18 protein-coding genes are annotated in these 20,860 nt (G+C 42.6%); 16 read left to right on the top strand and 2 right to left on the bottom strand.

Translation table 11 applies throughout. The features are described from left to right. Positions 1–33: 33 nt before the first annotated feature. The 12 genes from JMX03_RS09990 (at position 34) to JMX03_RS09935 (ending at position 13,387) form a co-directional block, all read left to right on the top strand. Entirely contained in the window at positions 34–933 is a 900-nt protein-coding gene (locus JMX03_RS09990; protein ID WP_201596514.1) for a hypothetical protein, read from the top strand. A 140-nt stretch (positions 934–1,073) separates the two neighbouring features. Then, positions 1,074–1,499 carry an ATP-dependent Clp protease adaptor ClpS gene (locus JMX03_RS09985; protein WP_201574236.1) on the top strand — a complete coding sequence of 142 codons (426 nt, stop codon included), beginning with the start codon at positions 1,074–1,076 and terminating at the stop codon, positions 1,497–1,499. Between the two features lie 828 nt (positions 1,500–2,327). Further along, complete coding sequence (clpA, locus tag JMX03_RS09980; RefSeq protein ID WP_201596512.1) at positions 2,328–4,865, top strand: ATP-dependent Clp protease ATP-binding subunit ClpA; 2,538 nt, start codon at positions 2,328–2,330, stop codon at positions 4,863–4,865. A gap of 216 nt (positions 4,866–5,081) precedes the next feature. Beyond that, positions 5,082–5,822, top strand: coding sequence for a uracil-DNA glycosylase (locus JMX03_RS09975; RefSeq protein WP_201596510.1), 741 nt, complete (start codon positions 5,082–5,084; stop codon positions 5,820–5,822). Between the two features lie 9 nt (positions 5,823–5,831). After that, entirely contained in the window at positions 5,832–6,389 is a 558-nt protein-coding gene (tadA, locus tag JMX03_RS09970; RefSeq protein ID WP_201596508.1) for a tRNA adenosine(34) deaminase TadA, read from the top strand. 213 nt (positions 6,390–6,602) lie between these two features. Further along, entirely contained in the window at positions 6,603–7,373 is a 771-nt protein-coding gene (cmk, locus tag JMX03_RS09965) for a (d)CMP kinase (protein WP_201596506.1), read from the top strand. A gap of 326 nt (positions 7,374–7,699) precedes the next feature. Beyond that, positions 7,700–9,385 carry a 30S ribosomal protein S1 gene (rpsA, locus tag JMX03_RS09960; protein ID WP_201577149.1) on the top strand — a complete coding sequence of 562 codons (1,686 nt, stop codon included), beginning with the start codon at positions 7,700–7,702 and terminating at the stop codon, positions 9,383–9,385. Positions 9,386–9,829: 444 nt separating this feature from the next. Next, complete coding sequence (locus JMX03_RS09955) at positions 9,830–10,132, top strand: integration host factor subunit beta (RefSeq protein ID WP_201574241.1); 303 nt, start codon at positions 9,830–9,832, stop codon at positions 10,130–10,132. 181 nt (positions 10,133–10,313) lie between these two features. Next, positions 10,314–10,721, top strand: a complete 408-nt coding sequence (locus JMX03_RS09950; RefSeq protein ID WP_201574242.1) for a lipopolysaccharide assembly protein LapA domain-containing protein — start codon at positions 10,314–10,316, stop codon at positions 10,719–10,721. Between the two features lie 80 nt (positions 10,722–10,801). Next, positions 10,802–11,503 carry an orotidine-5'-phosphate decarboxylase gene (gene pyrF / locus JMX03_RS09945; RefSeq protein ID WP_201574243.1) on the top strand — a complete coding sequence of 234 codons (702 nt, stop codon included), beginning with the start codon at positions 10,802–10,804 and terminating at the stop codon, positions 11,501–11,503. Between the two features lie 142 nt (positions 11,504–11,645). Continuing rightward, positions 11,646–12,440, top strand: a complete 795-nt coding sequence (locus JMX03_RS09940; protein ID WP_201596504.1) for a metallophosphoesterase — start codon at positions 11,646–11,648, stop codon at positions 12,438–12,440. Positions 12,441–12,649: 209 nt separating this feature from the next. Beyond that, a complete protein-coding gene (locus JMX03_RS09935) occupies positions 12,650–13,387 on the top strand; it encodes a histidine phosphatase family protein (RefSeq protein WP_406947746.1) in 738 nt (245 codons plus the stop codon). Between the two features lie 94 nt (positions 13,388–13,481). Here the strand turns inward: JMX03_RS09935 and rpsT are convergent, their stop codons facing one another. Further along, positions 13,482–13,748, bottom strand: a complete 267-nt coding sequence (rpsT, locus tag JMX03_RS09930) for a 30S ribosomal protein S20 (RefSeq protein ID WP_201574246.1) — start codon at positions 13,746–13,748, stop codon at positions 13,482–13,484. Positions 13,749–14,300: 552 nt separating this feature from the next. Here rpsT and JMX03_RS09925 point away from each other — a divergent pair. The 4 genes from JMX03_RS09925 (at position 14,301) to JMX03_RS09910 (ending at position 20,372) form a co-directional block, all read left to right on the top strand. Continuing rightward, positions 14,301–15,002, top strand: coding sequence for an NAD-dependent epimerase/dehydratase family protein (locus JMX03_RS09925; RefSeq protein WP_201596500.1), 702 nt, complete (start codon positions 14,301–14,303; stop codon positions 15,000–15,002). A gap of 114 nt (positions 15,003–15,116) precedes the next feature. Further along, entirely contained in the window at positions 15,117–15,635 is a 519-nt protein-coding gene (gene rraA, locus JMX03_RS09920; RefSeq protein WP_201598021.1) for a ribonuclease E activity regulator RraA, read from the top strand. Between the two features lie 283 nt (positions 15,636–15,918). Beyond that, positions 15,919–19,644: a transcription-repair coupling factor gene (gene mfd, locus JMX03_RS09915; RefSeq protein ID WP_201598015.1), complete on the top strand. Its 3,726-nt coding sequence runs from the start codon at positions 15,919–15,921 to the stop codon at positions 19,642–19,644. Positions 19,645–19,940: 296 nt separating this feature from the next. Continuing rightward, positions 19,941–20,372, top strand: coding sequence for an HIT domain-containing protein (locus JMX03_RS09910; protein ID WP_201596498.1), 432 nt, complete (start codon positions 19,941–19,943; stop codon positions 20,370–20,372). Positions 20,373–20,508: 136 nt separating this feature from the next. On the opposite strand, the gene fdx is transcribed toward JMX03_RS09910, so the two are convergent. Beyond that, positions 20,509–20,847: an ISC system 2Fe-2S type ferredoxin gene (gene fdx, locus JMX03_RS09905; protein ID WP_201574250.1), complete on the bottom strand. Its 339-nt coding sequence runs from the start codon at positions 20,845–20,847 to the stop codon at positions 20,509–20,511. Positions 20,848–20,860: the final 13 nt, after the last annotated feature.

Raw genomic sequence — 20,860 nt, 5'->3', positions numbered from 1 at the left:
ATCTTGTCTTTACTGTTAAGAGATATTGCATAAATGCGTGTTAAAACTGCTCTCCGCTTGCGCTCGCAGCCAGCATGTTTGTCATGCCACGCTTTTGCATCTGTATTTATTGAAGTCGAATCTCAGCATACGCTGCAGCCAACCATTGATAGGATCTACCACATAAAAAGCCACTTAAAAAACAGTCCAATTATTTATCATAATCAGCAAGGTGCCTCGACACTATTACTCGCCTTGTTTGCGGTAGCTGTGTTAGTCACAGCGATAGTGGCTATTACATTAGGGCACAAGCTTGGCTATCAACGTGGCTACTACGCATTACAAACAGAGACCAAGCAAGCAGCCATCAATAATGAGCAAGCCACTAATGAGCTCAAAGATTTACGTATTAGCAATAAAGTTTTGACCAATCAGGTAGAGACTGCCAAGCAAGAGTTGGCGATTGGCTTGGCAAACTTAGATGAGCTACGTAGCAATCAGCAAGCGCTGAAAGTTGAGAGCCAGCAAGTCTCACAGCTCAATGAGTTATATGCCAAGATTATTGCTGAGCAAGGTGGCATGGAGTTACAAGTACTCGGTGCCAAAATTGAACCTTTACCTGAAAACGCCTTTGAATACGGTTTTGATGTAGGAATGCTTAGTGAGGATGGCGCTGCTAAGAATTTAAAGGTGACTTTGACTCTGCAAAATAAAGAGAGTTTCGTAGAGGTACCATTGGATTCTGCATATTATGCCATTGAGGGTATCGTACGTATTCGTGGACGCTTTGTAATGCCTACTGGCTTCAAACCGCTGCAAGTTAAGCTCAATCTAGAAGCAGATGATCAGGAAGTTGAGCAGCTCTATGATTGGACACTTGGTGATATGGTAGATAGTATGCCGTTGTCAATTCTAGATTTGCCCGAAGTTGATCAAAGTCCGATTCAGCCATAAGTGCTATTGAAAATTAAGTACTGTTAAATCTTAAGCACTACTAAGTCTTAAGCACCACTTAACCTTAAGCGCTTTGGTTTCAATCTAACGACTTATCTTATATTTTATACTCCTATTTATCTTTTAAAATTATTTTAACTATGACCATGAAACAAAAATTAACGCATGCCGAACCTACGGTTTCTGATTGGCACTTTCCAAGTATGCCAGCAAGCTTACCAATGGATCATCGTGCCCACGACAGTGATACCGATGCTGATACCAGTCCGCAAGCCGATGTATTGGTTGCAGAGCCTGAAATAGCAAAACCGCCCATGTATGCGGTCGTTATGTATAATGACAACTACACGCCAATGGAATTTGTGGTATATATCCTGCAGTCAGAGTTTCGTCATAATATCGACACAGCTGTTGAGATTATGTTGACCATTCATAATAGTAGTAAAGGTATTGCTGGTATTTACCCTAAAGACATCGCCGAAACTAAAGCCAAAAAAGTAAACAGCCTAGCGCATCGTGAAGGCTATCCATTACTGACGCAAATAGAACCTCATCAAGGCGAGTAAGATTAAAGACCCTACTGCTTTAAGTCTATACTCATCATCTCCTCGTACTGTCTAATACTAAACCCAAAAAGTGCAATTAAATTTGTCAAACTTGCTAAGCCTACTAGGAGTGGTACTTGCATAAGTTTCCCGCGCTACTCTAACTTTTGGAGATGGTATAAGATAAACAAGCATAATGTTCCGTATGTCATTGTTTATACTTGATATTTATCAAGAACATCCTCATATTAGTATTGTAGTCACTCCATTGTAAAAGTGTCATAATGAAGAGTTGCAGTGTATCGCGTGAGCCATCACACAGACAACTGCACTCAATCGCTATGACCCTCTTTTAAATAGTGTCAGCCATATCGGTCGCTATTAGATAGCTAGTCGTTACGTATTCATTTCATTCCTAATCTTTATCTGAATTTCGACAAAAACCTTGCGTTTCGGTAAGTTTTTTGTATGAAATAACCCTGTTTTTACTAGCAATATTATTACTCTTAAATTAACCAATTCAATGCAATGCAATATAAGGCCAGAGCAGGTGAATCACACCTCCTAACTTGTCATATTTGTATGTATTGATACATTTTAGTACGTTTTAATAGATTGACTATAGTCGCCTATCATGTTGATATGAATAGGCACTGTCGTAAAACGTGATAGTGAGCTCAGTGTATTGAAGTGTAGCTAGTGAGTGTATTGTTGTGCAGCCGCTGTTTAAGCAAAGTAGCTGTTGTCTGTTAAAAACTGTCTTTTAGACCTTGAACAATCTATCTGCCGCCCTGATTTAGTCTGTAAGCTATTGAATTATAAAAACATGTATAACCGTAGGAAATCCTTATGTTAAGTCGTCATCTTGAAGTCTCTTTGCGTTTAGCAATGACGCTTGCGCGCCAAAAATCACATGAGTACCTCACTGTTGAGCACCTATTACTAGCGCTCTTAGAAAACACTCACGCCGCTAATACTTTGACGGCCTGTAATGCAAATGTCTCAAGTCTACGTACAGAGCTTGAAGCTTATATCAGTAAGCATACTCCAACGATAGATGTAGATATGGAACAGTCGCCGCAGCCTACTCAAAGCTTTGATCGTATACTGCAACGGGCTATTTTTCATGTGCAGTCCATTGGCGGTGGTCGTTTGGTTGAAGGCTCAGATATATTGGTGTCTATGTTCTCAGAGCATGATACTTACGCCGTCTACTTGCTAAAAAAGCAAGGCATTAGTCGTCTGGAGCTGACACAGTATCTGTCACATGGCCAAGATAAAGATGAGCCGTCTGAGCCGCGCGCCTCTATGACTGGTGAGCGCCGTAGTGCCTCAGAAAAAACCAGTAAAGATCCATTGGTCGAATTTGCCACCAACTTGAACCAGCGCGCTGCTGAAGGTAAAACCGATCCATTGATTGGCCGTGCTCCTGAGATTGAGCGTACGGCACAAGTACTATGTCGTCGTCGTAAAAATAACCCTTTATTGGTTGGTGAGCCAGGAGTGGGTAAAACCTCTATCGCTGAAGGTCTAGCGTGGCTGATTATCAATAATAAAGCCCCAAAACCGCTCAATGGTTGTGTGATTTATAGCCTAGATATTGGTTCGCTGATTGCAGGTACTAAGTATCGTGGTGATTTTGAAAAACGTATGAAGTCACTGCTTGATGCGCTCAAGAAAAAACCTAATGCAATTTTATTTATCGATGAAATTCATATGATTATTGGTGCAGGCTCATCAATGAGCAGCAATATGGATGTCTCAAACTTAATTAAGCCGGCACTTGCCAATGGTGAGTTACGTTGCATAGGCTCAACGACCTTTACCGAATACCGTCAGGTATTTGAAAAGGATCATGCATTGTCTCGTCGTTTTCAAAAGATTGACGTGAAAGAGCCAAGTGTTGCAGACAGTATTGAAATCTTACGTGGCTTAAAGCCGCGCTATGAAGAATTTCATAATGTCGAGTACACTTACGAAGCTTTGGTATCTGCAGTAGAGTTATCATCTAAGCATATTCATGAGCGTTTTTTACCAGATAAAGCGATTGACGTGATTGATGAAGCGGGTGCCTATAAGCGTTTAGGAGTCGTTCCTGATGCCAAAGACATTGATGCAGAAGATACCTTCATTGCTGATTTAGAGCAAAATATCGATGAGCAAGAATATATTGATATTGAAGCGGATACCAGTGCTGACAATGAGATGCAAGATCAAGCCGCAGCTGCCAAAGCAGATGATCAGTTGAAGGACAGCGATGACCTGCAAACGGCCAACAGTAAAAAGCCAGTCATAAAAATTGATGTGGCGGATATTGAAGCTATCGTGGCTAAGCTAGCACGTATTCCACCTAAGTCAGTCTCTACAGATGACAAGAGTATTCTCGAACACTTGGATCGTGATCTTAAGCATTTGGTGTTTGGTCAGGATGAAGCGATTGCAACGCTTGCGGATGCAATCAAGCTATCACGTGCAGGCCTAAAAGCGCCAGAGAAGCCAATTGGTTCGTTTATGTTTGCAGGCCCTACTGGGGTTGGTAAAACAGAGGTATCTCGTCAGCTTGCAAACTTGTTGGGAGTAGAGCTGGTACGCTTTGATATGTCAGAGTACATGGAAGCGCACACTGCTTCACGTCTCATCGGTGCGCCCCCAGGTTATGTTGGTTATGACCAAGGTGGCCTGCTTACTGAAAAGATAAATCAACATCCGCATTGTGTATTGTTGTTTGATGAGATTGAAAAAGCACACCCTGACGTCTTCAACTTGCTATTGCAGGTGATGGATCATGGCACACTGACGGATAATAACGGCCGTGTGGCGAGCTTTAAGCAAGTAATTATTATTATGACTACCAACGTCGGTGCGGATAGCATTAGCCGCTCATCGATGGGCTTCACTGAGCAAGATCATAGTCGTGATAATACTGAGGCACTCAAACGCGTATTCACGCCTGAGTTCCGTAACCGCTTGGATGCGATCATTCAGTTCAACCCTCTAGATACTTCAGTAGTTGTTTCAGTCGTTGATAAGTTCTTGGTTGAACTACAAGCTCAGCTTGACGATAAGCAAGTTACCTTAGAGATTGACGATGAAGTCCGAGAATATCTGGCTGACAAAGGCTACGATCGCTTAATGGGTGCACGTCCGATGCAGCGTTTGATCCAAGATGAGATAAAAAAACCGTTGGCAAATATGATTTTGTTTGGTGACTTGGTTAATGGTGGCGTGGTTCATGTTACCTTGGAAGCTGAGGGAGAAGCAGTAGACTTGCAAAAACCTTCTGCCAACATTGGTAAAAGTGATAAAGGTTCAGCAGATAGTCGAATCATACTGACGGTGGTTGAAACACATGAGCCACACTCAGACTCTGAATCAGTAGCGAGCTAATCAAGGTCGTTTGTTTAGATAGAAACGGTTATTTCTTATGGGAGTAACCGTTTTTTTATGACGATTATTCAGTGGGCTGTTATGTGATTATTAAACTTTATAACGCAATGCGAGCTGTTTTTTTGCTACCATTATTATGAATTGTTTTAATCAAGTTTTAGTGAAATTCAAAAGTATTAACTTATCTTAAAATTAATAAAAATTAGGTGATGTTCCATGGAGCTATTCGGTGAGCAAGCTGAGCAAAAAACAGCAGCACAAAAGCAAGCAATACTAGACAAGGTACGTTTGCCAGAGGATTGGAAAGCTGCGCTTGCAGATGAGCTGACCTCGGACAATATGGATACTCTGCGTGAATTTTTAAAAGAGGCGTATCAGTCAGGCGATAGTGTTTATCCTCCTGCACCTTTGATTTTTAATGCGCTAAACTTGACCCCCTTATCGCAGGTGAAAGTGGTGATTTTGGGTCAAGATCCTTACCATGGCCCAGGTCAGGCGATGGGACTCTCATTTTCAGTTCCAAAAGCCATTCCAAAGCCGCCCTCACTGAATAATATCTTAAAAGAGATGGCGGATGATATAGGGATAAGTCCCTCAGCGCATGGAGATTTGACGCATTGGGCACAGCAAGGAGTCTTGCTATTGAACAGCTCTCTAACCGTAAAAGAAAGTGAGCCAAACAGTCATCAAAGCAAAGGCTGGGAGCAGTTTACGGACGCAGTGATTGATGTGGTCAATGAGCAAACAGAGCATACGGTATTTATTTTGTGGGGCAGTAAAGCACAAAAAAAGGGTAAGTATATCAATGCTGATAAACATCTCATTTTGACGGCGGTACACCCATCACCACTCGCGGCCAATCGCGGTGGGTTTTTTGGTACAAAGCCGTTTTCCAAAACCAATGACTATCTAAAACAGCACGGTCAAATGCCCATTGACTGGCAGTTGCCACAGTAGATGCCAATCATGACACGCTCTTTTCTACAGCCGTATAGGCTTAGTATTGGTGATTTTAGCACGCATGAGTTTTGGAGCATTGAAGATGCCAAATGGATGCGATATGCGCTGACATTAGCGCAGCGTGGTGCTGAGCTTGGTGAGGTGCCAGTAGGGGCAATACTAGTACATAATCAAGAGATTATTGGCCAAGGGTTCAATGAACCGATAGGTCGCCATGATGCAACGGCTCATGCAGAAATCATTGCGCTCAGAAATGCTTGTTTAAGGCTTAACAATTATCGTCTACCGTTGGGCACGACCTTATATGTTACTTTGGAGCCATGCACCATGTGTATCGGTGCCTTGATTCATGCGCGTGTTGACAAGCTGATTTATGCGGCGAGTGAGCCGCGAGCAGGTATGGTAGGCAGCCAAATGGATTTATCTATCCAGCCTTTTTATAATCATAAAATCCAAGCTTATAGAGGCTTGTGTAGGGAGCATAGCAGTCAGATACTCAAAGGTTTTTTTCGTAAACGTCGGCAAGCGGCAAAGAAAAACAAAGCAAACGCAAAGACAATATAGTTAATCAATAACATATCAGCCTTGATGCTAGTGATGGGTGTGTTTTTTTGCTATAATATCGCCCTGTTTGGCAGCTGGGTAATTGGCTGTCTCGTAAGTGGTTGAAGCTTAAGTACATATCATTAAAAATATATGTTTGTCTTATCTTTTGATCAACCGTTATTCTTTAAAGCAAATTTCAATTTTAATATTGATAATGACTAAGTGAACGCTATGACTGTCTCCACAGCTGATAACTCTCTACTTGATAGTGAAGACAAGAGTCAATTGCCAACGCTGCGTTTTCCTGTCATTTGCATTGATGGGCCAAGTGGCGCGGGCAAAGGTACGGTAGCGTGGCGTCTCGCACAGACATTAGGCTATCAGTTGCTGGACTCAGGTGCATTGTATCGCATTGTAGGCTTGAAAGCCTATGAAGCTGGATTGATTGCAGCTGATGCCAGTCAGCCAATAGATGAAACAGCTGTGCTTAAATTAACGCAAGGCTTGGATATCTCATTTGTACCTAATAATGAATCAGGCCGTGTAGATATCATTGTTAATGGTGAAGCAGTCGGTGAGCAAGTTCGTAATGAAACGGTTGGTGGTTATGCATCACAAATCGCAGTATTCCCACAGGTTCGGCAAGCATTGCTAAAATTGCAGCAAGATATGGCCACCCGTTCAGGATTGGTCGCTGATGGTCGTGATATGGGTACTGTGGTATTTCCAGATGCAGATGTCAAAGTGTTTTTGACGGCCAGTGCGGAAGCGCGTGCCGAGCGCCGTGTGACTCAGCTACTGAATGCAGGGCAAACAGCAGATTTTGACGCTATTTTAGCGACGATTAAAGAGCGAGATGATCGTGATGAAAATCGCTCAACGGCACCCTCTAAGCCAGCAAAAGATGCATTAATGATTGATAGCTCAATGTTAAATGCTGATACGGTTTATGAGCAGCTTAAAATACACTGTCAAAAACAAGGCATTTGTTTTAGTGGCTAATGTTAATTTGGCTATAAAATCCTAGCTATTACAACATCAGTCAACATAAACAATAAAATAACGACTAAAAGATTCCAAAAAGGGTGGGTTTTAGTATAAAATTATAGCAATTATAACAAGATAGCGGTTTTATAAGCGCTATCTTTATATTAGAAAGCAATCAGACGAAAAGAAAGTTGTTGCTAATGAGTCAATATAGTACGCTTATTACCAACAACCGTTTTTTTATATGAATATGTAAGATATAAAACCAGTATTCTCGTTTTATATATTCATAAATTTGATCCGTACTGTGCTGGACAGGATACGGCTATACAAAGGTAGACATAATGGAATCATTTGCTGAACTATTTGAAGCGAGCATTGAAGAGCAGGGTCTGGATATCGAGCGTGGCTCGGTTATCACAGGAACTGTTGTGGCCATCGATAGTGATTGGATCACAGTAGATACTGGTCTTAAATCTGAAGGTATCGTCGCTCGTGAAGAGTTTTTAAGCGAAGAAGGCGAACTTGAAGTTGAAGTTGGCGATAGCGTTGATGTAGTGGTTGAAGCGGTTGATAACGGTATGGGTCAAACCCTACTGTCACGCGAAAAAGCCAAACGCGTTGAAACTTGGAACATCCTTGAAAAAATCTCTGACAATGATGAGATCGTAAAAGGTATTATCTCAAGTAAAGTTAAAGGTGGCTTTACTGTAGATATTGGTTCAGTACGTGCGTTCCTACCAGGCTCATTGGTAGATGTACGTCCTATTCGTGACACGACGCATCTTGAAGGCAAAGAGCTAGAATTCAAAGTAATCAAGCTTGACCAAAAACGTAACAACGTTGTGGTTAGCCGCCGTGCAGTTATGGAAGCTGAGAACTCAGCTGAGCGCGAAGAGCTATTGAACAAGCTTGAAGAAGGTATCGAGATCGAAGGTATCGTTAAGAACCTTACTGATTATGGTGCGTTCGTAGATCTTGGTGGTATCGATGGTTTACTTCACATCACTGACATGGCATGGCGCCGTATCAAGCACCCATCTGAGGTGGTTGAAGTTGGTCAGGATCTAAAAGTTAAAGTATTGAAGTTTGACCGCGAACGTAACCGCGTTAGCCTAGGTCTTAAGCAACTTGGTACTGATCCTTGGGATAACGTTGGCGGCACTTACCCAGTAGGTAGCATCGTTAAAGCTCGCGTAACCAACCTAACTGATTATGGTTGCTTTGCTGAAATCGCTGAAGGTATTGAAGGTCTAGTCCACGTATCAGAAATGGATCATACCAACAAAAACATCCACCCATCAAAAGTAGTGCAAGTGGGTGATGAAGTTGACGTTATGATTCTTGATATCGACGAAGAGCGTCGCCGTATTAGCTTAGGCATCAAACAAACTCTAGCCAACCCATGGGATGAGTTTGATAAGAAGCATGAGCGCGGTGACAAAATCACTGGTACTATCAAATCAATCACTGACTTCGGTATCTTTATCGGTCTAGATGGTGGTATTGATGGTCTTGTTCATCTATCTGATATCTCTTGGAACGAAACTGGCGAAGACGCTATTCGTAACTACAACAAAGGCGACACCGTTGAAGCAATGGTATTGTCTGTAGATGCAGAAGCCAACCGTATCAGCCTAGGCGTGAAGCAGTTAAGCTCTGATCCATTCAACGAATACCTAGTCGCTAATGACCGCGGTGCTATCGTAAATGGTAAAGTGAAAGAAGTAGACGCTAAAGGTGCTACTATTGAGCTAGCTGAAGAAGTTGAAGCATATCTACGTGCCTCTGAAATTCAGCGTGACCGCGTTGAAGATGCAACTAAGCATCTAACAGTTGGTGACGATGTTGAAGCTAAGATCATCAGTGTTGACCGCAAAACACGCAACATCAGCCTGTCTATCAAAGCGAAAGACGAAGCTGAAGAGCGTCAAGCGATTAAAGATCTAGGTAGCAGCAGCGCGCCACAGTCGACTGATGCCCAGCCAAAAACAATTGGTGACTTAATCAAAGAGCAAATGCAGTAAGCTTTTGCTAACTGTAGATTGTTTTTAATAGCAAGTTATAAGAAAAAAGCGACCTCGGTCGCTTTTTTTTATGAGTAAATTATTTCTAGTTTCCAAAAATACGATTTATGAAGTTTTTGCTTTAATTGCTTAAACTACCATTTCCATTTACAATAAATTCCGTTATCATTTGCAACCCTGAGTAACGAAATGTAAACTAGGACTAAGTACTTGAAGACTATAAGCTTTTGGAGTACATAAAGGCTCATGAGTAGAGTTTTTTTAGCTGCTTGATGGTACTCTGAAAATAAAGATATTAAGCGATAATTAAATATTAACTTAACTGTAGAACCAGTCTTTATTACTAATGGTTTAGTTATGAATAGGATTTTTATTAAATAACTATTCAAGGTTACTGCTATTAGATAAAGAGGATAACTACAAAATGAGAAGGCAAGCGTAATAATGCAACAAGCGATTAATAAATCCGATTTTATTAACAATTTGAGTGCTAACTGTGACACGATGGCGGAAACAGTAGTAGACGACGCAGTACGTGAGATATTGGATTTGATGGTAGATACTTTGGCAAATGATGGCCGAGTCGAAGTCCGCGGCTTCGGGAGTTTCTGCTTGCATCACCGCCGCGCTCGTATAGGTCGAAATCCTAAAACGGGAGAGAGTGTGCCAGTGCCTGCCAAGGCCATTCCACACTTTAAGCCTGGTAAGGCGCTACGTGAAGCAGTAAATGAAAAAGTAGCAGTCTAATAAAAAAACACTTAGAATGTTTGAGCATTTATAAACTTTCTACATAACCAATTACTTAAGCAGTTGTGAGCCATAAGTTACAAGTTATAACTCGAGTGATGCTGACTAATGGCATATGCTTATCAAGCATACTGTTATCAAGTAAGTGTCCTATATGATTGAGAACTGAGGTATATAGATAATGCGATTTTTACTGTTTGTCTTATTGTTTTTGAGCTTTGCCTATTCTCTTGGTTTGGTATTGGCTAATAATACCGAAGTGGGTGTGAATTTATTGTTCTCTCAAGCACCTGCCATGAATTTAGGGCTATTACTCATACTATGCTTGATACTGGGTATTGTGATTGGGATGCTATTGGCACTCTTGATGTTCCGTGTATTACAAAACAAGTGGGAGATATCTCGCTTGCAAAAGTTAAATAAGAACTTGCAGGAGCAGGTAACGCAAGCAAATGCCGTTATCGATCGTCAGGCAACGGCACCAACGGTAGAGGAAGCCGTCTATGGCGCTACTGCCGCTCAGGTGCACGATGCATCAGAGAATACTCATGATGAAGGGGCTACTCTGACTAAGCGTAAACGTGACTGATTTGATGATGGGTCAGACCATTGCTAGAAAACCCTTATATATAATATTTCTATAATTCTGATACAAAGTAAAAAAAAACCATGAATAAAAAAACCATGACTTCCCCTGTTATTGTTGCCTTAGACAATAATACGATGGATGCGGCACTCTCATTAGCTGATACTCTAGATCCTACCTTGTGCCGTCTAAAAGTAGGTAAAGAGCTGTTTACGCGCTCAGGCCCTGAGATTGTAAAAGCTTTGCATCAGCGTCAGTTTGAGGTGTTTTTAGATCTAAAATTTCATGATATTCCTAATACCACTGCTCAAGCAGTATTAGCAGCGGCTGAGCTTGGTGTGTGGATGGTGAACGTGCACGCCAGCGCGGGTAGTGCAGCGATGTCACTAGCGAAGGAGCGATTAGTAGCAGGTGGCTATGAGACGCTACTAATAGCCGTTACAGTGCTCACCTCTATGACCGAAGATGTATTACCTCAGATTGGTATCACTGATAGCCTAGAGTCGCAAGTGAGCCGTTTAGCGCAGCTCACGAAGCAGTCAGGTCTTGATGGTGTCGTTTGCTCTGCTCAAGAAGCAAAGGCGCTAAAAGAGCTGTGCGGTCATGACTTCAAACTGATTACTCCTGGTATCCGCTTACCTGAAGACAATGCGGATGATCAGAAGCGTATCTGCACGCCAAAGCAGGCTTTAGAAGATGGCGCAGATTATCTGGTCATCGGTCGCTCTATTACTCAAGCGCCAGACCCTACTGCAAAGCTACATAAAATTTTGCAAGGTATTTAACAAGAGTAAAACGGAATATCTATTTTTGAAATATAATAAAAAAGACAGCTCACCTGAGTTGTCTTTTTTACTTTTTAACTGCGCAAAGCTAAGTGTTACACTGTTTTCTATTTATTGACATTTTTTGGTTGTATTGAATAGTATGAAATTACAGATTTTAAGCGATTTACACATCGATAGCTATGCTCGTCAGTCGCATCCGATGGGGCATATCCCCAAGACAGATGCGGACTTGGTGCTCGTAGCAGGGGATACTGCCAACAGTGATAGTGGTATGCCGTGGCTGCAGGAGCAGGCGGCAAGATTGCAAGTGCCAATTATCACTATCGCTGGCAACCATGAGTATTTTAGTGAAGATGTGCTGCATTTTGATCAAAAACTGGCGACTTGGGACAATTATAATGAAGCCTCTGGGCAAGGTGTGCGATTTTTACAGTGTCAGTATATTGATATCGGTGATATACGTATCTTAGGCTGTACGCTATGGACGGATTATCAATACCAAGCCCATGAAGATACGATGGTGATCGCTAGGCGTTTTATGCGTGACTATAAGCAGATTTATGCGGGGAGTGATCTTTTTTCACCTGAAGTATCGATGCAAATCCATGCCAAGCAGCGTCAATGGTTACGACAAGCATTGATAACGGCAAAAACGCTTGGTAAAAAAACAGTGGTAATGAGTCATCATAGTATCAGCCCATTATCTGTGTCTGAGAAGTATGCTAACTTGCCAAGTAATGCCGCTTTTGTAAGCGACTTTAGTGCTTGGATGCATGAGTCGTGGGCGCCTACGCTTTGGGTACATGGACATACGCATGAGGCATTTGATTATCAAATTCATAACACGCGTGTGATTGTCAATCCTCGTGCTTATCCAAATGAAGTCAGTAGTACTGAAATAGAGTTTGCATGGGATAAAGTGATTGAAATCTAATGCTTTTTTGGAGTTCAAATATTAGAACATTGTAAACTTAGAGTTTATATCGTTACTCAGTTTGTATTTCTTTCACTTAAGACAAAAATTCTGCTACGCTAGCTGCCATGAGTAAACTACCTGATTCTAATATACCCAAACGACAGACTGATGCTGCCCCTGTGACCAAAAATCCAATTGCGCCAGCACCTGCGCACCTACCTGACAGTATGATCTCCTCGGTCAGCTTGTTACCGACTGATAAGCGTCTTATTTTATTTACCAGACACTCCTTGCGTGAGCGCTCTGACGGTAATGGCTTTGCCAGTTATCAGCTGCCACTGACGCCAAAAGGCCGCGTATTAGCACAATCATGGGGACGCTGGCTGGCAGGTCATTTGCCATACTCACTTAATGTGGACAGTATCTCAAGCCCTATCGGACGTTGTATAGATACCGCGCAGCTGATGCAAGAGGGTGCTGGTCTACAGCGGCATATTGAACATCAGTCGCTATTAGTAGAGCCTGGTAGCTTAGTGACAGAGCCTGATATTGCCAATCAAGTGTTTAAAGAGATTGGTGTGCTTAATTTTATCAATCGTTTTTTGCAAGGAAACCTTGAAGGTACCAAGAATGCCTATCAGGGTGGTTTAGATCTTTTATCACTTTTTTACCAAAATCAGCCGCAGCAGGGTCATTTAATGCTAGCAGTTAGCCATGATACGTTACTGTCTGCCTTTTTGGCAGTCATGCTCGATGTCATCGAGATTGATTGGAATGACTGGCCAAAGATGATGGAAGGGGTCTTTTTGTGGTTCGATGATAAACCGTTTGAGCAGGCTAGTGCGTATTTTGTTTGGCGCGGTGAGGTCTATGTGCGTCCGATTAACAGCTTGTTAGAGGGCTATCGCTTGTCAGGGTTTCATCCCAATAAACTCTTATTGCCACCAGAGGTCAAATGGACATAAGGTTTGTATTAAATTTATCTTTTTGAACAAGCATAAAAAAACCTTGTCACAGGGACAAGGTTTTCGCTAGCACGTAATGTGAGCGCAGCAAATCTTAAGCTTGTAAGCCTTTGATAGCTTTGTTTAAGCGGCTCTTACGACGAGCAGCTTTATTCTTATGAATAACGCCTTTGTCAGCCATACGATCTAGAACAGGTACCGCTTTTTTGAAAGCTTCGGTAGCTGAGTCATAATCTTTTGCTTCGATAGCCGCATCAACACGCTTTAAATAAGTACGAACCATTGAGCGTTGTGACGCAGATTCTTGGCGACGTTTGGTGTTTTGACGGGCGCGTTTACGAGCTTGTGCAGTATTAGCCACGCGTATCTCCTTTATGAAAGACAGATAAAAATATGAATGTTGGTTGCAATAATAGGTTTAACAATCATCGGTGACGAGCAGCCGTCTCGTCAAACATGATGTCGATGTCTAATATTAAGGTATCTAATATCAAGAGATCATCGCAAGCGTCAAAGCCATTTGGAATAATTAAATAGCGTTGACGTGTAAAGCCGAACATCTTAGCAAATTATTGCACTAAGGACAATATATTTGACGGCTAATGCGTAAAGAAGTTTTGATTAGGCTTGGTTATTCGTAGAATCAGCAAATTGTCACCAGCTGCTGGTCGGTTGATGCCAATCGCTATGATAAAATCTCTTACAATAAATTATTGATTAATCGCCTCTGTCATACTCTAACTTAGGTATGATAGCCTAATGGTATGTTTTAAAAGTAAGACAGAATAAAGGCCATACATATATATCATACTTAAAATATACAGTGTTTAAAATGATTGATAGCCGTGTAATACGCAATATTTGAAGACGATGTTTTATTTTAAGACTAAAACTAAAAGAAGACGGACAAGGTATGCAGCGAAAAGCGATTGTAATTGGCGCGACAGGATTGGTAGGACAGCATCTTATCAAGCAGCTTAGTGAGATTTATGACACTTTAGTTGTGATTGCACGGCGTCCACCGCGCTATATCAACACCAGTATGCGTTTTTATCAAGTCAACGATTTTGATAACTTAGCAGAAGTGTTTGCCAGTGTGGGTGTCGATCGCTCAACGGATGCGTTTAGTTGTCTTGGTACTACTAGAAAGCAAGCAGGTAGTGATGAAGCCTTTCGAAAAGTGGATCATGATTACAACGTGAGCTTTGCCAAGCTATGCCATGACAAAGGGGTTAAGAACTTCTTTTTGTTGTCTTCGATGAATGCCGATAAAGACAGCCGGTTTTTGTATAATCAAGTCAAGGCAGAAACCGAGCAATCAATCATGGCGTTAGGCTTTGAGCAGTTGGTAATTTTTCGCCCTTCATTGTTATTGGGAAAACACAAAGGCCGACCGCTCGAGAGTATCAGCCAAAAAGCTTTTCAGCTTATCTCTCCGTTGGTTTCTGAGTCGTTACGCTTGCATCCTATTTCTGCTAAACGTGTGGCAATCGCGATGGCAATGGCTGCGCATGAGGTGTATGAGCGTAGTAAATTTCGTAAGGCAACCGTGCCAAATACGACAGACATTATCGAAAATAAACAAATGCTGGCAATGACGCGGGTAAAAAATTGAGATAAGATAAAAATAACTAACCAGTATTTCATATCATTAAAAATAGCCTAAGTAAAATAGAAGAAGTAAATAACCTTCAACAAGGAGTGTATAGCCATGTCAGAATCGACAGCAATGACCAAAGAAAACTTCGTAACCTGTGATTTATTGGACGCCAATCCTGAGTCACAAGTTTGCTTACCTAATATCGAAGGCAAATCGTTTCATAGTTTCGGTGCTAAAGACAAGTTTTGTGGCGAGATTGTGACGGTAAAGTGCTTTGAAGATAATAGCCGAGTTAAGGCATTGCTCAATAGCGATGGCAAGGACACAAATGGCGAAGGCAAGGTGCTGGTCGTTGATGGTGGTGGTTCTATGCGTTGTGCGCTACTAGGAGATATGATTGCGCAGTCAGCGATTGATAATGGTTGGGCCGGAGTGATTGTCTATGGCTGTGTACGTGATGTTGACGACATGGCAGAGATGGATATCGGGGTGATGGCGTTAGGCTGTATCCCGCGCAAATCTACCCGCCGTGACGAAGGTCAGACTGATTTAGAGATTAGCTTTGGTGACTTAACTCTGACTTCTAGTATGTTTGTCTATGCGGATAACAATGGTATTATCGCAAGCGACAAGCCTTTAACCGCTTAATAGACTTCTGTTTGTCATAAGTACTACGTTTATATAAAATCCTCAGTCTGCTACTGGGTTACAGGTAAAGACTGGGGCTTTTTGTTTTTAAAATTCAAAAGTGCAAGCTTCTATCATTTCTAACTCCAACAACATATTTTAATTTACTGCACAAATACGATACAAATTGAGCCTGTAATAGGGTTTTTTGTTGATATTGACAAACCGTTACGGCATTGGTTTGGTCAATGGTCAAAATGCTCGTATAATAGCCTTCTGTTTCCTAACCTTGATTCTATCTGCTATGCCTATCACTGCTTTGACTGACGCATTTGCCCCTATTAATCAGCAGCTGTTTCCTATTAAGGATACTCAGAAGCGTTGGCTTGCACCTGTCCATGGTGCAGTCAGTAGCTTGTGGCTAGCAAGTTTGGTTGATGAGCCGTTAAGGAAGGTTGCGGATCGATTAAAAGTCGTGGTAACTCGTGATCAGAACCAACTCAATCAGATAGAGACTGAACTGGCATTTTGCGGTGTCGATGCTTACGTGTTTCCCGATTGGGAAACCTTGACCTATGATGAGCTCTCACCGCATCAGGATATTGTCAGTGAGCGTATTAACCTGCTTACCGATATGCCAACGTCAGGGGTCTTGCTCATATCTGTACAGACGCTCATGCAGCGTGTTGCACCGCCCAGTTGGGTGATTGGTCAACACTTTGATCTCAGCGTGGGTGACACCTTTGATATCAACACCCAGCGCGAACTACTGGCAAAAGCGGGTTATCGAGCCGTTGAAAATGTGTTTGAACCAGGCGAGTTTGCAGTACGTGGTAGCATTATTGATATTTTTGCGATGGGGCAGCCATTCCCATTGCGCTTAGATTTGTTTGATGATGAGATCGAGACCATTCGCTTTTTTCATCCGCAAACTCAGCGTACCTTGACCGAAGATGATCTCAAAGCATTGATTGCAAATAATGATCAGAGCATGGGACAAGAGTCGCTATCCCTACTGCACAAACTGCCAGACATCTCTAAGCCTATTACCCAGTTTCAGATATTACCCGCAAAAGAGTTCCCGCTAGAAGAAGGCCGTGAGATCTTTCGTACCAACTTTGCTGAGATGTTCCCTAATGCCAGCAGTCGTAAACTCGAGCTGCATAAAGACGTGATGGCAGGTATTGCAACTAGTGGACTTGAATACTATCAGCCGCTGTTTTTTGATTTAAAGGACTGGGAGGCAGAAAGTACTTTATTCTCCTACTTGCCAAGCGATGCTTTATTTATCACTGATGAATTAAATAGTGAAAAACAGGCCGACTATTGGTCGCAGATCCAGCGCCGCTATGAAGAGCGTCGTCATGACCTTGATAAGCCTATTGTCGCTCCCGAATGGTTGTATCTGTTATCAAATGCGCTGAATGAACAGCTAAACCGTTATCCGCGCGTGATTTTAAGTGCGCGTGATGAGCTGGCTACAATGACCGACGTCGCTGCAACTGATAGTGAGGACATGTCATTAGAACAACAGTCACAACCACAATTGCAAACGACTTCAAACAAACAGCAAGGCCTAATCACGCTAAGTGCGCTTGTACCGCCACAGCTATCCGTCAACCATCAAAAAGCTGAGCCTTTGGCTGAATTGCTAGCGTTCTTGGAGCTGCAAGCGCAGACAGGTACACCAGTGCTGATCGTCGCTGAGACTGCTGGTCGCCGTGAGATATTAATAGAGCTGTTCAAGGGCAAGATTGATATCAAGGCTTATAGCAGTTTTGAAGATTTTTTAGCGACAGATCATGCGCATAAAGCTGCACAGCATAATACTTTACCCCATGTTGGCTTGACTGTTGCGCCTATTGAGCGCGGCGTTTATGTACCCGAACGTTTGGTGCTGATTAGTGAGACGCAGCTGTTTGGTCGTCAAGTGCTACAAACGCGCCGTCGTCGGCAGAGTGGGGTGTCAGAAGAGTTCTTAGTCAAAAGCGTCACAGAGATGACTGAGGGCAGTCCAATTGTCCATATTGAACATGGTATTGGTCGTTATAATGGCCTTATTACCTTAGATGTCGGTGATGGTGAACAGGAGTTTATCCATCTAAAATACGCTGACGATGCCAGTATTTATGTACCAGTGGCGAATTTGCAATTGATTAGCCGCTATAGTGGTGGCGATCCTGCATTGGCACCGCTGCATAAGATTGGTAGTGGTAAATGGGACAAAGCCAAACAAAAGGCACTAGAGCAAATTCACGATGTCGCGGCTGAGCTCCTGCATATGCAGGCCAGACGTGAAGCCAAGGTGGGTATTCATTTTAAAATTGAACTCTCACAGTATGAGCTGTTTGCCAGCCAATTTGCCTATGAAGAGACACCAGATCAGGCCAATGCGATTCATGCTGTGATGCATGATATGAAGCAAAACCAGCCTATGGATCGACTCATCTGTGGCGATGTGGGCTTTGGTAAGACGGAAGTGGCGATGCGCGCCGCCTTTGTTGCGGTCAGCGCTGGCTATCAAGTGGCGGTGCTGGTGCCGACGACGTTACTGGCAGGACAGCACGAAGATAACTTTCGCGATCGTTTTGCCGATTGGCCAGTACGTATCGAGACCTTATCACGCTTCGGCGGCAAAAAACATCAGCAGACGGTACTGGCAGATCTGGCTGCTGGGAAAGTGGATATCGTGATTGGAACGCATAAGCTGCTGCAAGAAGACGTTAAATTTGCCAATTTAGGTTTGATGGTGGTTGATGAGGAGCATCGCTTTGGGGTACGCCATAAAGAGCGTATCAAAGCCATTCAGACTAATGTAGATAGCCTGTCAATGACAGCGACGCCGATTCCGCGTACTCTGAACATGGCGCTATCTGGTATGCGCGATATGTCTATCATTGCTACGCCGCCGGCCCGCCGTCTCGCCATCAAGACCTTTGTCATGCAAAAGACGCAAGCCTTGATGAAAGAGGCCATCTTGCGTGAACTACTACGCGGTGGACAGGTCTATTTATTGCATAATGATGTGGCGAGCATTGAGCGTATGGCAGAAACAATTCGTGAGCTGGTGCCAGAAGCTCGAGTAGGGGTCGCGCATGGACAAATGCAGGAGCGGCAACTTGAACAGATCATGCAGCAGTTTTATCATAAAAAGTTCAATGTCTTAGTCTGTACGACGATTATTGAAACCGGTATTGATGTACCCAATGCCAATACCATTATTATTGAGCGCGCTGACAAGTTTGGTCTTGCTCAGCTGCATCAGCTGCGTGGTCGTGTCGGTCGTAGCCATCATCAGGCCTATTGTTACTTACTTGTGCCATCTATTAAAGGCCTTAAAGGTGATGCCAAGCGTCGTCTCCATGCCATTGAGCGTGCCAATACCTTGGGTGCAGGCTTTATGCTGGCAAGCGAAGATTTAGAGATTCGCGGGGCAGGTGAAATACTCGGCAAGCAGCAAAGTGGTAATATGCAGGCCATTGGTTTTAGCTTGTATATGGACATGCTTGAGCGTGCTACTAAGGCGATCAAAGCGGGTAAAGAGCCGGATTTAAATACACCATTATCGCTGACCAGTGAGATTAATCTACATAGCTCAGCATTGATACCAGAAGAGTATTTGCACGATGTACACCAGCGTTTGTTATTTTATAAACGCATTAGCAATGCCGATGATAAAGAGGCATTAACGGATATTCGTACTGAAATGATAGATCGTTTTGGTACTCTGCCAGATCAAACCAAGCAGCTTTTTGCCATTCATGGACTGCGCCTCCAAGCGGAGCCGCTGAAGATTAATAAAATAGATGCCAATAGCAATAGTATGACGTTAGAGTTTGCCCCCGATACGCCAGTCGATGCGTTAGCGATTATTAAGTTGATTCAATCTGATGGTCAGCGTTATCGTATGAATGGCGCGTCAGGTATTCGCTATAGCGATGCGGATAAGCTACAGACTGCCCAACAGCGAGTAACGGTCATTCAAGAGCTACTGCGCTATTTTAGTGAGCATATAGTCGATACACTCTAAAAATGTCATAGCGCTACTGGGATGCTATCTTTTGAAGTACAGTTGCGCAGCCTCTGGGTACGCAGCACGCAAGTAAAATTTATACCAGTAGCGCGTTTAAATCCATAACAATTTTACATTCAGCTGACTATATGGTGGGTGAAACGGCATAACTCAATTAGCTTTTAGTGAATGGCTAATGTTGCTATTTTATCTCGTAGATAACTGATAAAATAGTGGCAATATATATTTTAGATTTTAGTAACTTCTACCTCCTTTTATTTTATTGATGTTCTATAACAAGAGAAGCCTTCATTATGTTCCAACTGCATCCTAAGCTTGCCGCTGATAGTTTTTTGGTGGGCGATTTTCCATTATCGACGTGTCGTTTGATTAATGATTGCCAGTTTCCTTGGTTGATATTGGTGCCACGCGTCTCAGGCATCAAAGAGCTGTATGAGCTTTCTGAATTTGATCAGGCGCAGTTTTTACGTGAGTCAAGCTGGTTATCAAGCCAACTTGCGAAAACTTTTCAAGCAGACAAGATGAATGTCGCAGCACTAGGAAATCAGGTGCCACAATTGCATTTTCATCACATTGTACGTTATCAAAACGATATGCAGTGGCCAAACCCAGTATGGGGTGTCCCTGCTATTCCGTATACGCCAGCAGTATTGTCACAGATGCAGCAGACACTGATGATGGCGCTGCGTGGTCATCATCAGATGCCATTTGATTGGCAGATGTAAATAAGAGTAACAGTAACAGTAATAACCAGATGTCCAGACATTAGATATTCACACACGAAAAAGCCAGCTATTTAATAGCTGGCTTTTTTATGAACAGCTTATTCAAGCTTAATAGCAAGATTTAAGCAGTTTCATATTAGTGATTTTCTTTTGCATGGTTGAGCGTATATTTAGGAATCTCGATGGTTAAGTCTTCATCTTCCAGCATAACCTGACAGGACAAGCGTGAATCAGGCTCCAAGCCCCAAGCACGATCAAGTAAGTCAGCTTCGATATCATCCATCTCATCCAAACTATTAAAGCCTTTACGTACGACCACATGACAGGTGGTACATGCTTTTGACATCTCACAAGCATGTTCGATCTTAATGCCTTTTTCTAATAGTGCTTTACATAAGTTCTGGCCAGCTTCTAGCTCGACCTCAGTGCCTTCAGGGCAAATTTCATGATGAGGTAATACGGTAATCTTTGGCATAAATTATTTGTCC

This window comes from Psychrobacter fulvigenes (genome assembly GCF_904846155.1).
Classification (GTDB): Bacteria; Pseudomonadota; Gammaproteobacteria; order Pseudomonadales; family Moraxellaceae; genus Psychrobacter; species Psychrobacter fulvigenes.
The sequence above is the reverse complement of the archived record's forward strand: the minus strand, read 5'-3'. Positions and strand labels throughout refer to the sequence as shown.

Excerpts from the sequence above, each read along its gene's own strand:
- JMX03_RS09940 (WP_201596504.1), top strand. The coding sequence starts at position 11,646 with ATGAAATTACAGATTTTAAGCGATTTACACATCGATAGCTATGCTCGT.
- JMX03_RS09925 (WP_201596500.1), top strand. The coding sequence starts at position 14,301 with ATGCAGCGAAAAGCGATTGTAATTGGCGCGACAGGATTGGTAGGACAG.
- fdx (WP_201574250.1), bottom strand. The coding sequence starts at position 20,847 with ATGCCAAAGATTACCGTATTACCTCATCATGAAATTTGCCCTGAAGGC.
- JMX03_RS09990 (WP_201596514.1), top strand. The coding sequence starts at position 34 with ATGCGTGTTAAAACTGCTCTCCGCTTGCGCTCGCAGCCAGCATGTTTG.
- rraA (WP_201598021.1), top strand. The coding sequence starts at position 15,117 with ATGACCAAAGAAAACTTCGTAACCTGTGATTTATTGGACGCCAATCCT.
- JMX03_RS09985 (WP_201574236.1), top strand. The coding sequence starts at position 1,074 with ATGACCATGAAACAAAAATTAACGCATGCCGAACCTACGGTTTCTGAT.
- JMX03_RS09950 (WP_201574242.1), top strand. The coding sequence starts at position 10,314 with ATGCGATTTTTACTGTTTGTCTTATTGTTTTTGAGCTTTGCCTATTCT.
- JMX03_RS09975 (WP_201596510.1), top strand. The coding sequence starts at position 5,082 with ATGGAGCTATTCGGTGAGCAAGCTGAGCAAAAAACAGCAGCACAAAAG.
- JMX03_RS09955 (WP_201574241.1), top strand. The coding sequence starts at position 9,830 with ATGCAACAAGCGATTAATAAATCCGATTTTATTAACAATTTGAGTGCT.
- cmk (WP_201596506.1), top strand. The coding sequence starts at position 6,603 with ATGACTGTCTCCACAGCTGATAACTCTCTACTTGATAGTGAAGACAAG.
- mfd (WP_201598015.1), top strand. The coding sequence starts at position 15,919 with ATGCCTATCACTGCTTTGACTGACGCATTTGCCCCTATTAATCAGCAG.
- tadA (WP_201596508.1), top strand. The coding sequence starts at position 5,832 with ATGACACGCTCTTTTCTACAGCCGTATAGGCTTAGTATTGGTGATTTT.
- pyrF (WP_201574243.1), top strand. The coding sequence starts at position 10,802 with ATGAATAAAAAAACCATGACTTCCCCTGTTATTGTTGCCTTAGACAAT.
- JMX03_RS09910 (WP_201596498.1), top strand. The coding sequence starts at position 19,941 with ATGTTCCAACTGCATCCTAAGCTTGCCGCTGATAGTTTTTTGGTGGGC.
- clpA (WP_201596512.1), top strand. The coding sequence starts at position 2,328 with ATGTTAAGTCGTCATCTTGAAGTCTCTTTGCGTTTAGCAATGACGCTT.
- JMX03_RS09935 (WP_406947746.1), top strand. The coding sequence starts at position 12,650 with ATGATCTCCTCGGTCAGCTTGTTACCGACTGATAAGCGTCTTATTTTA.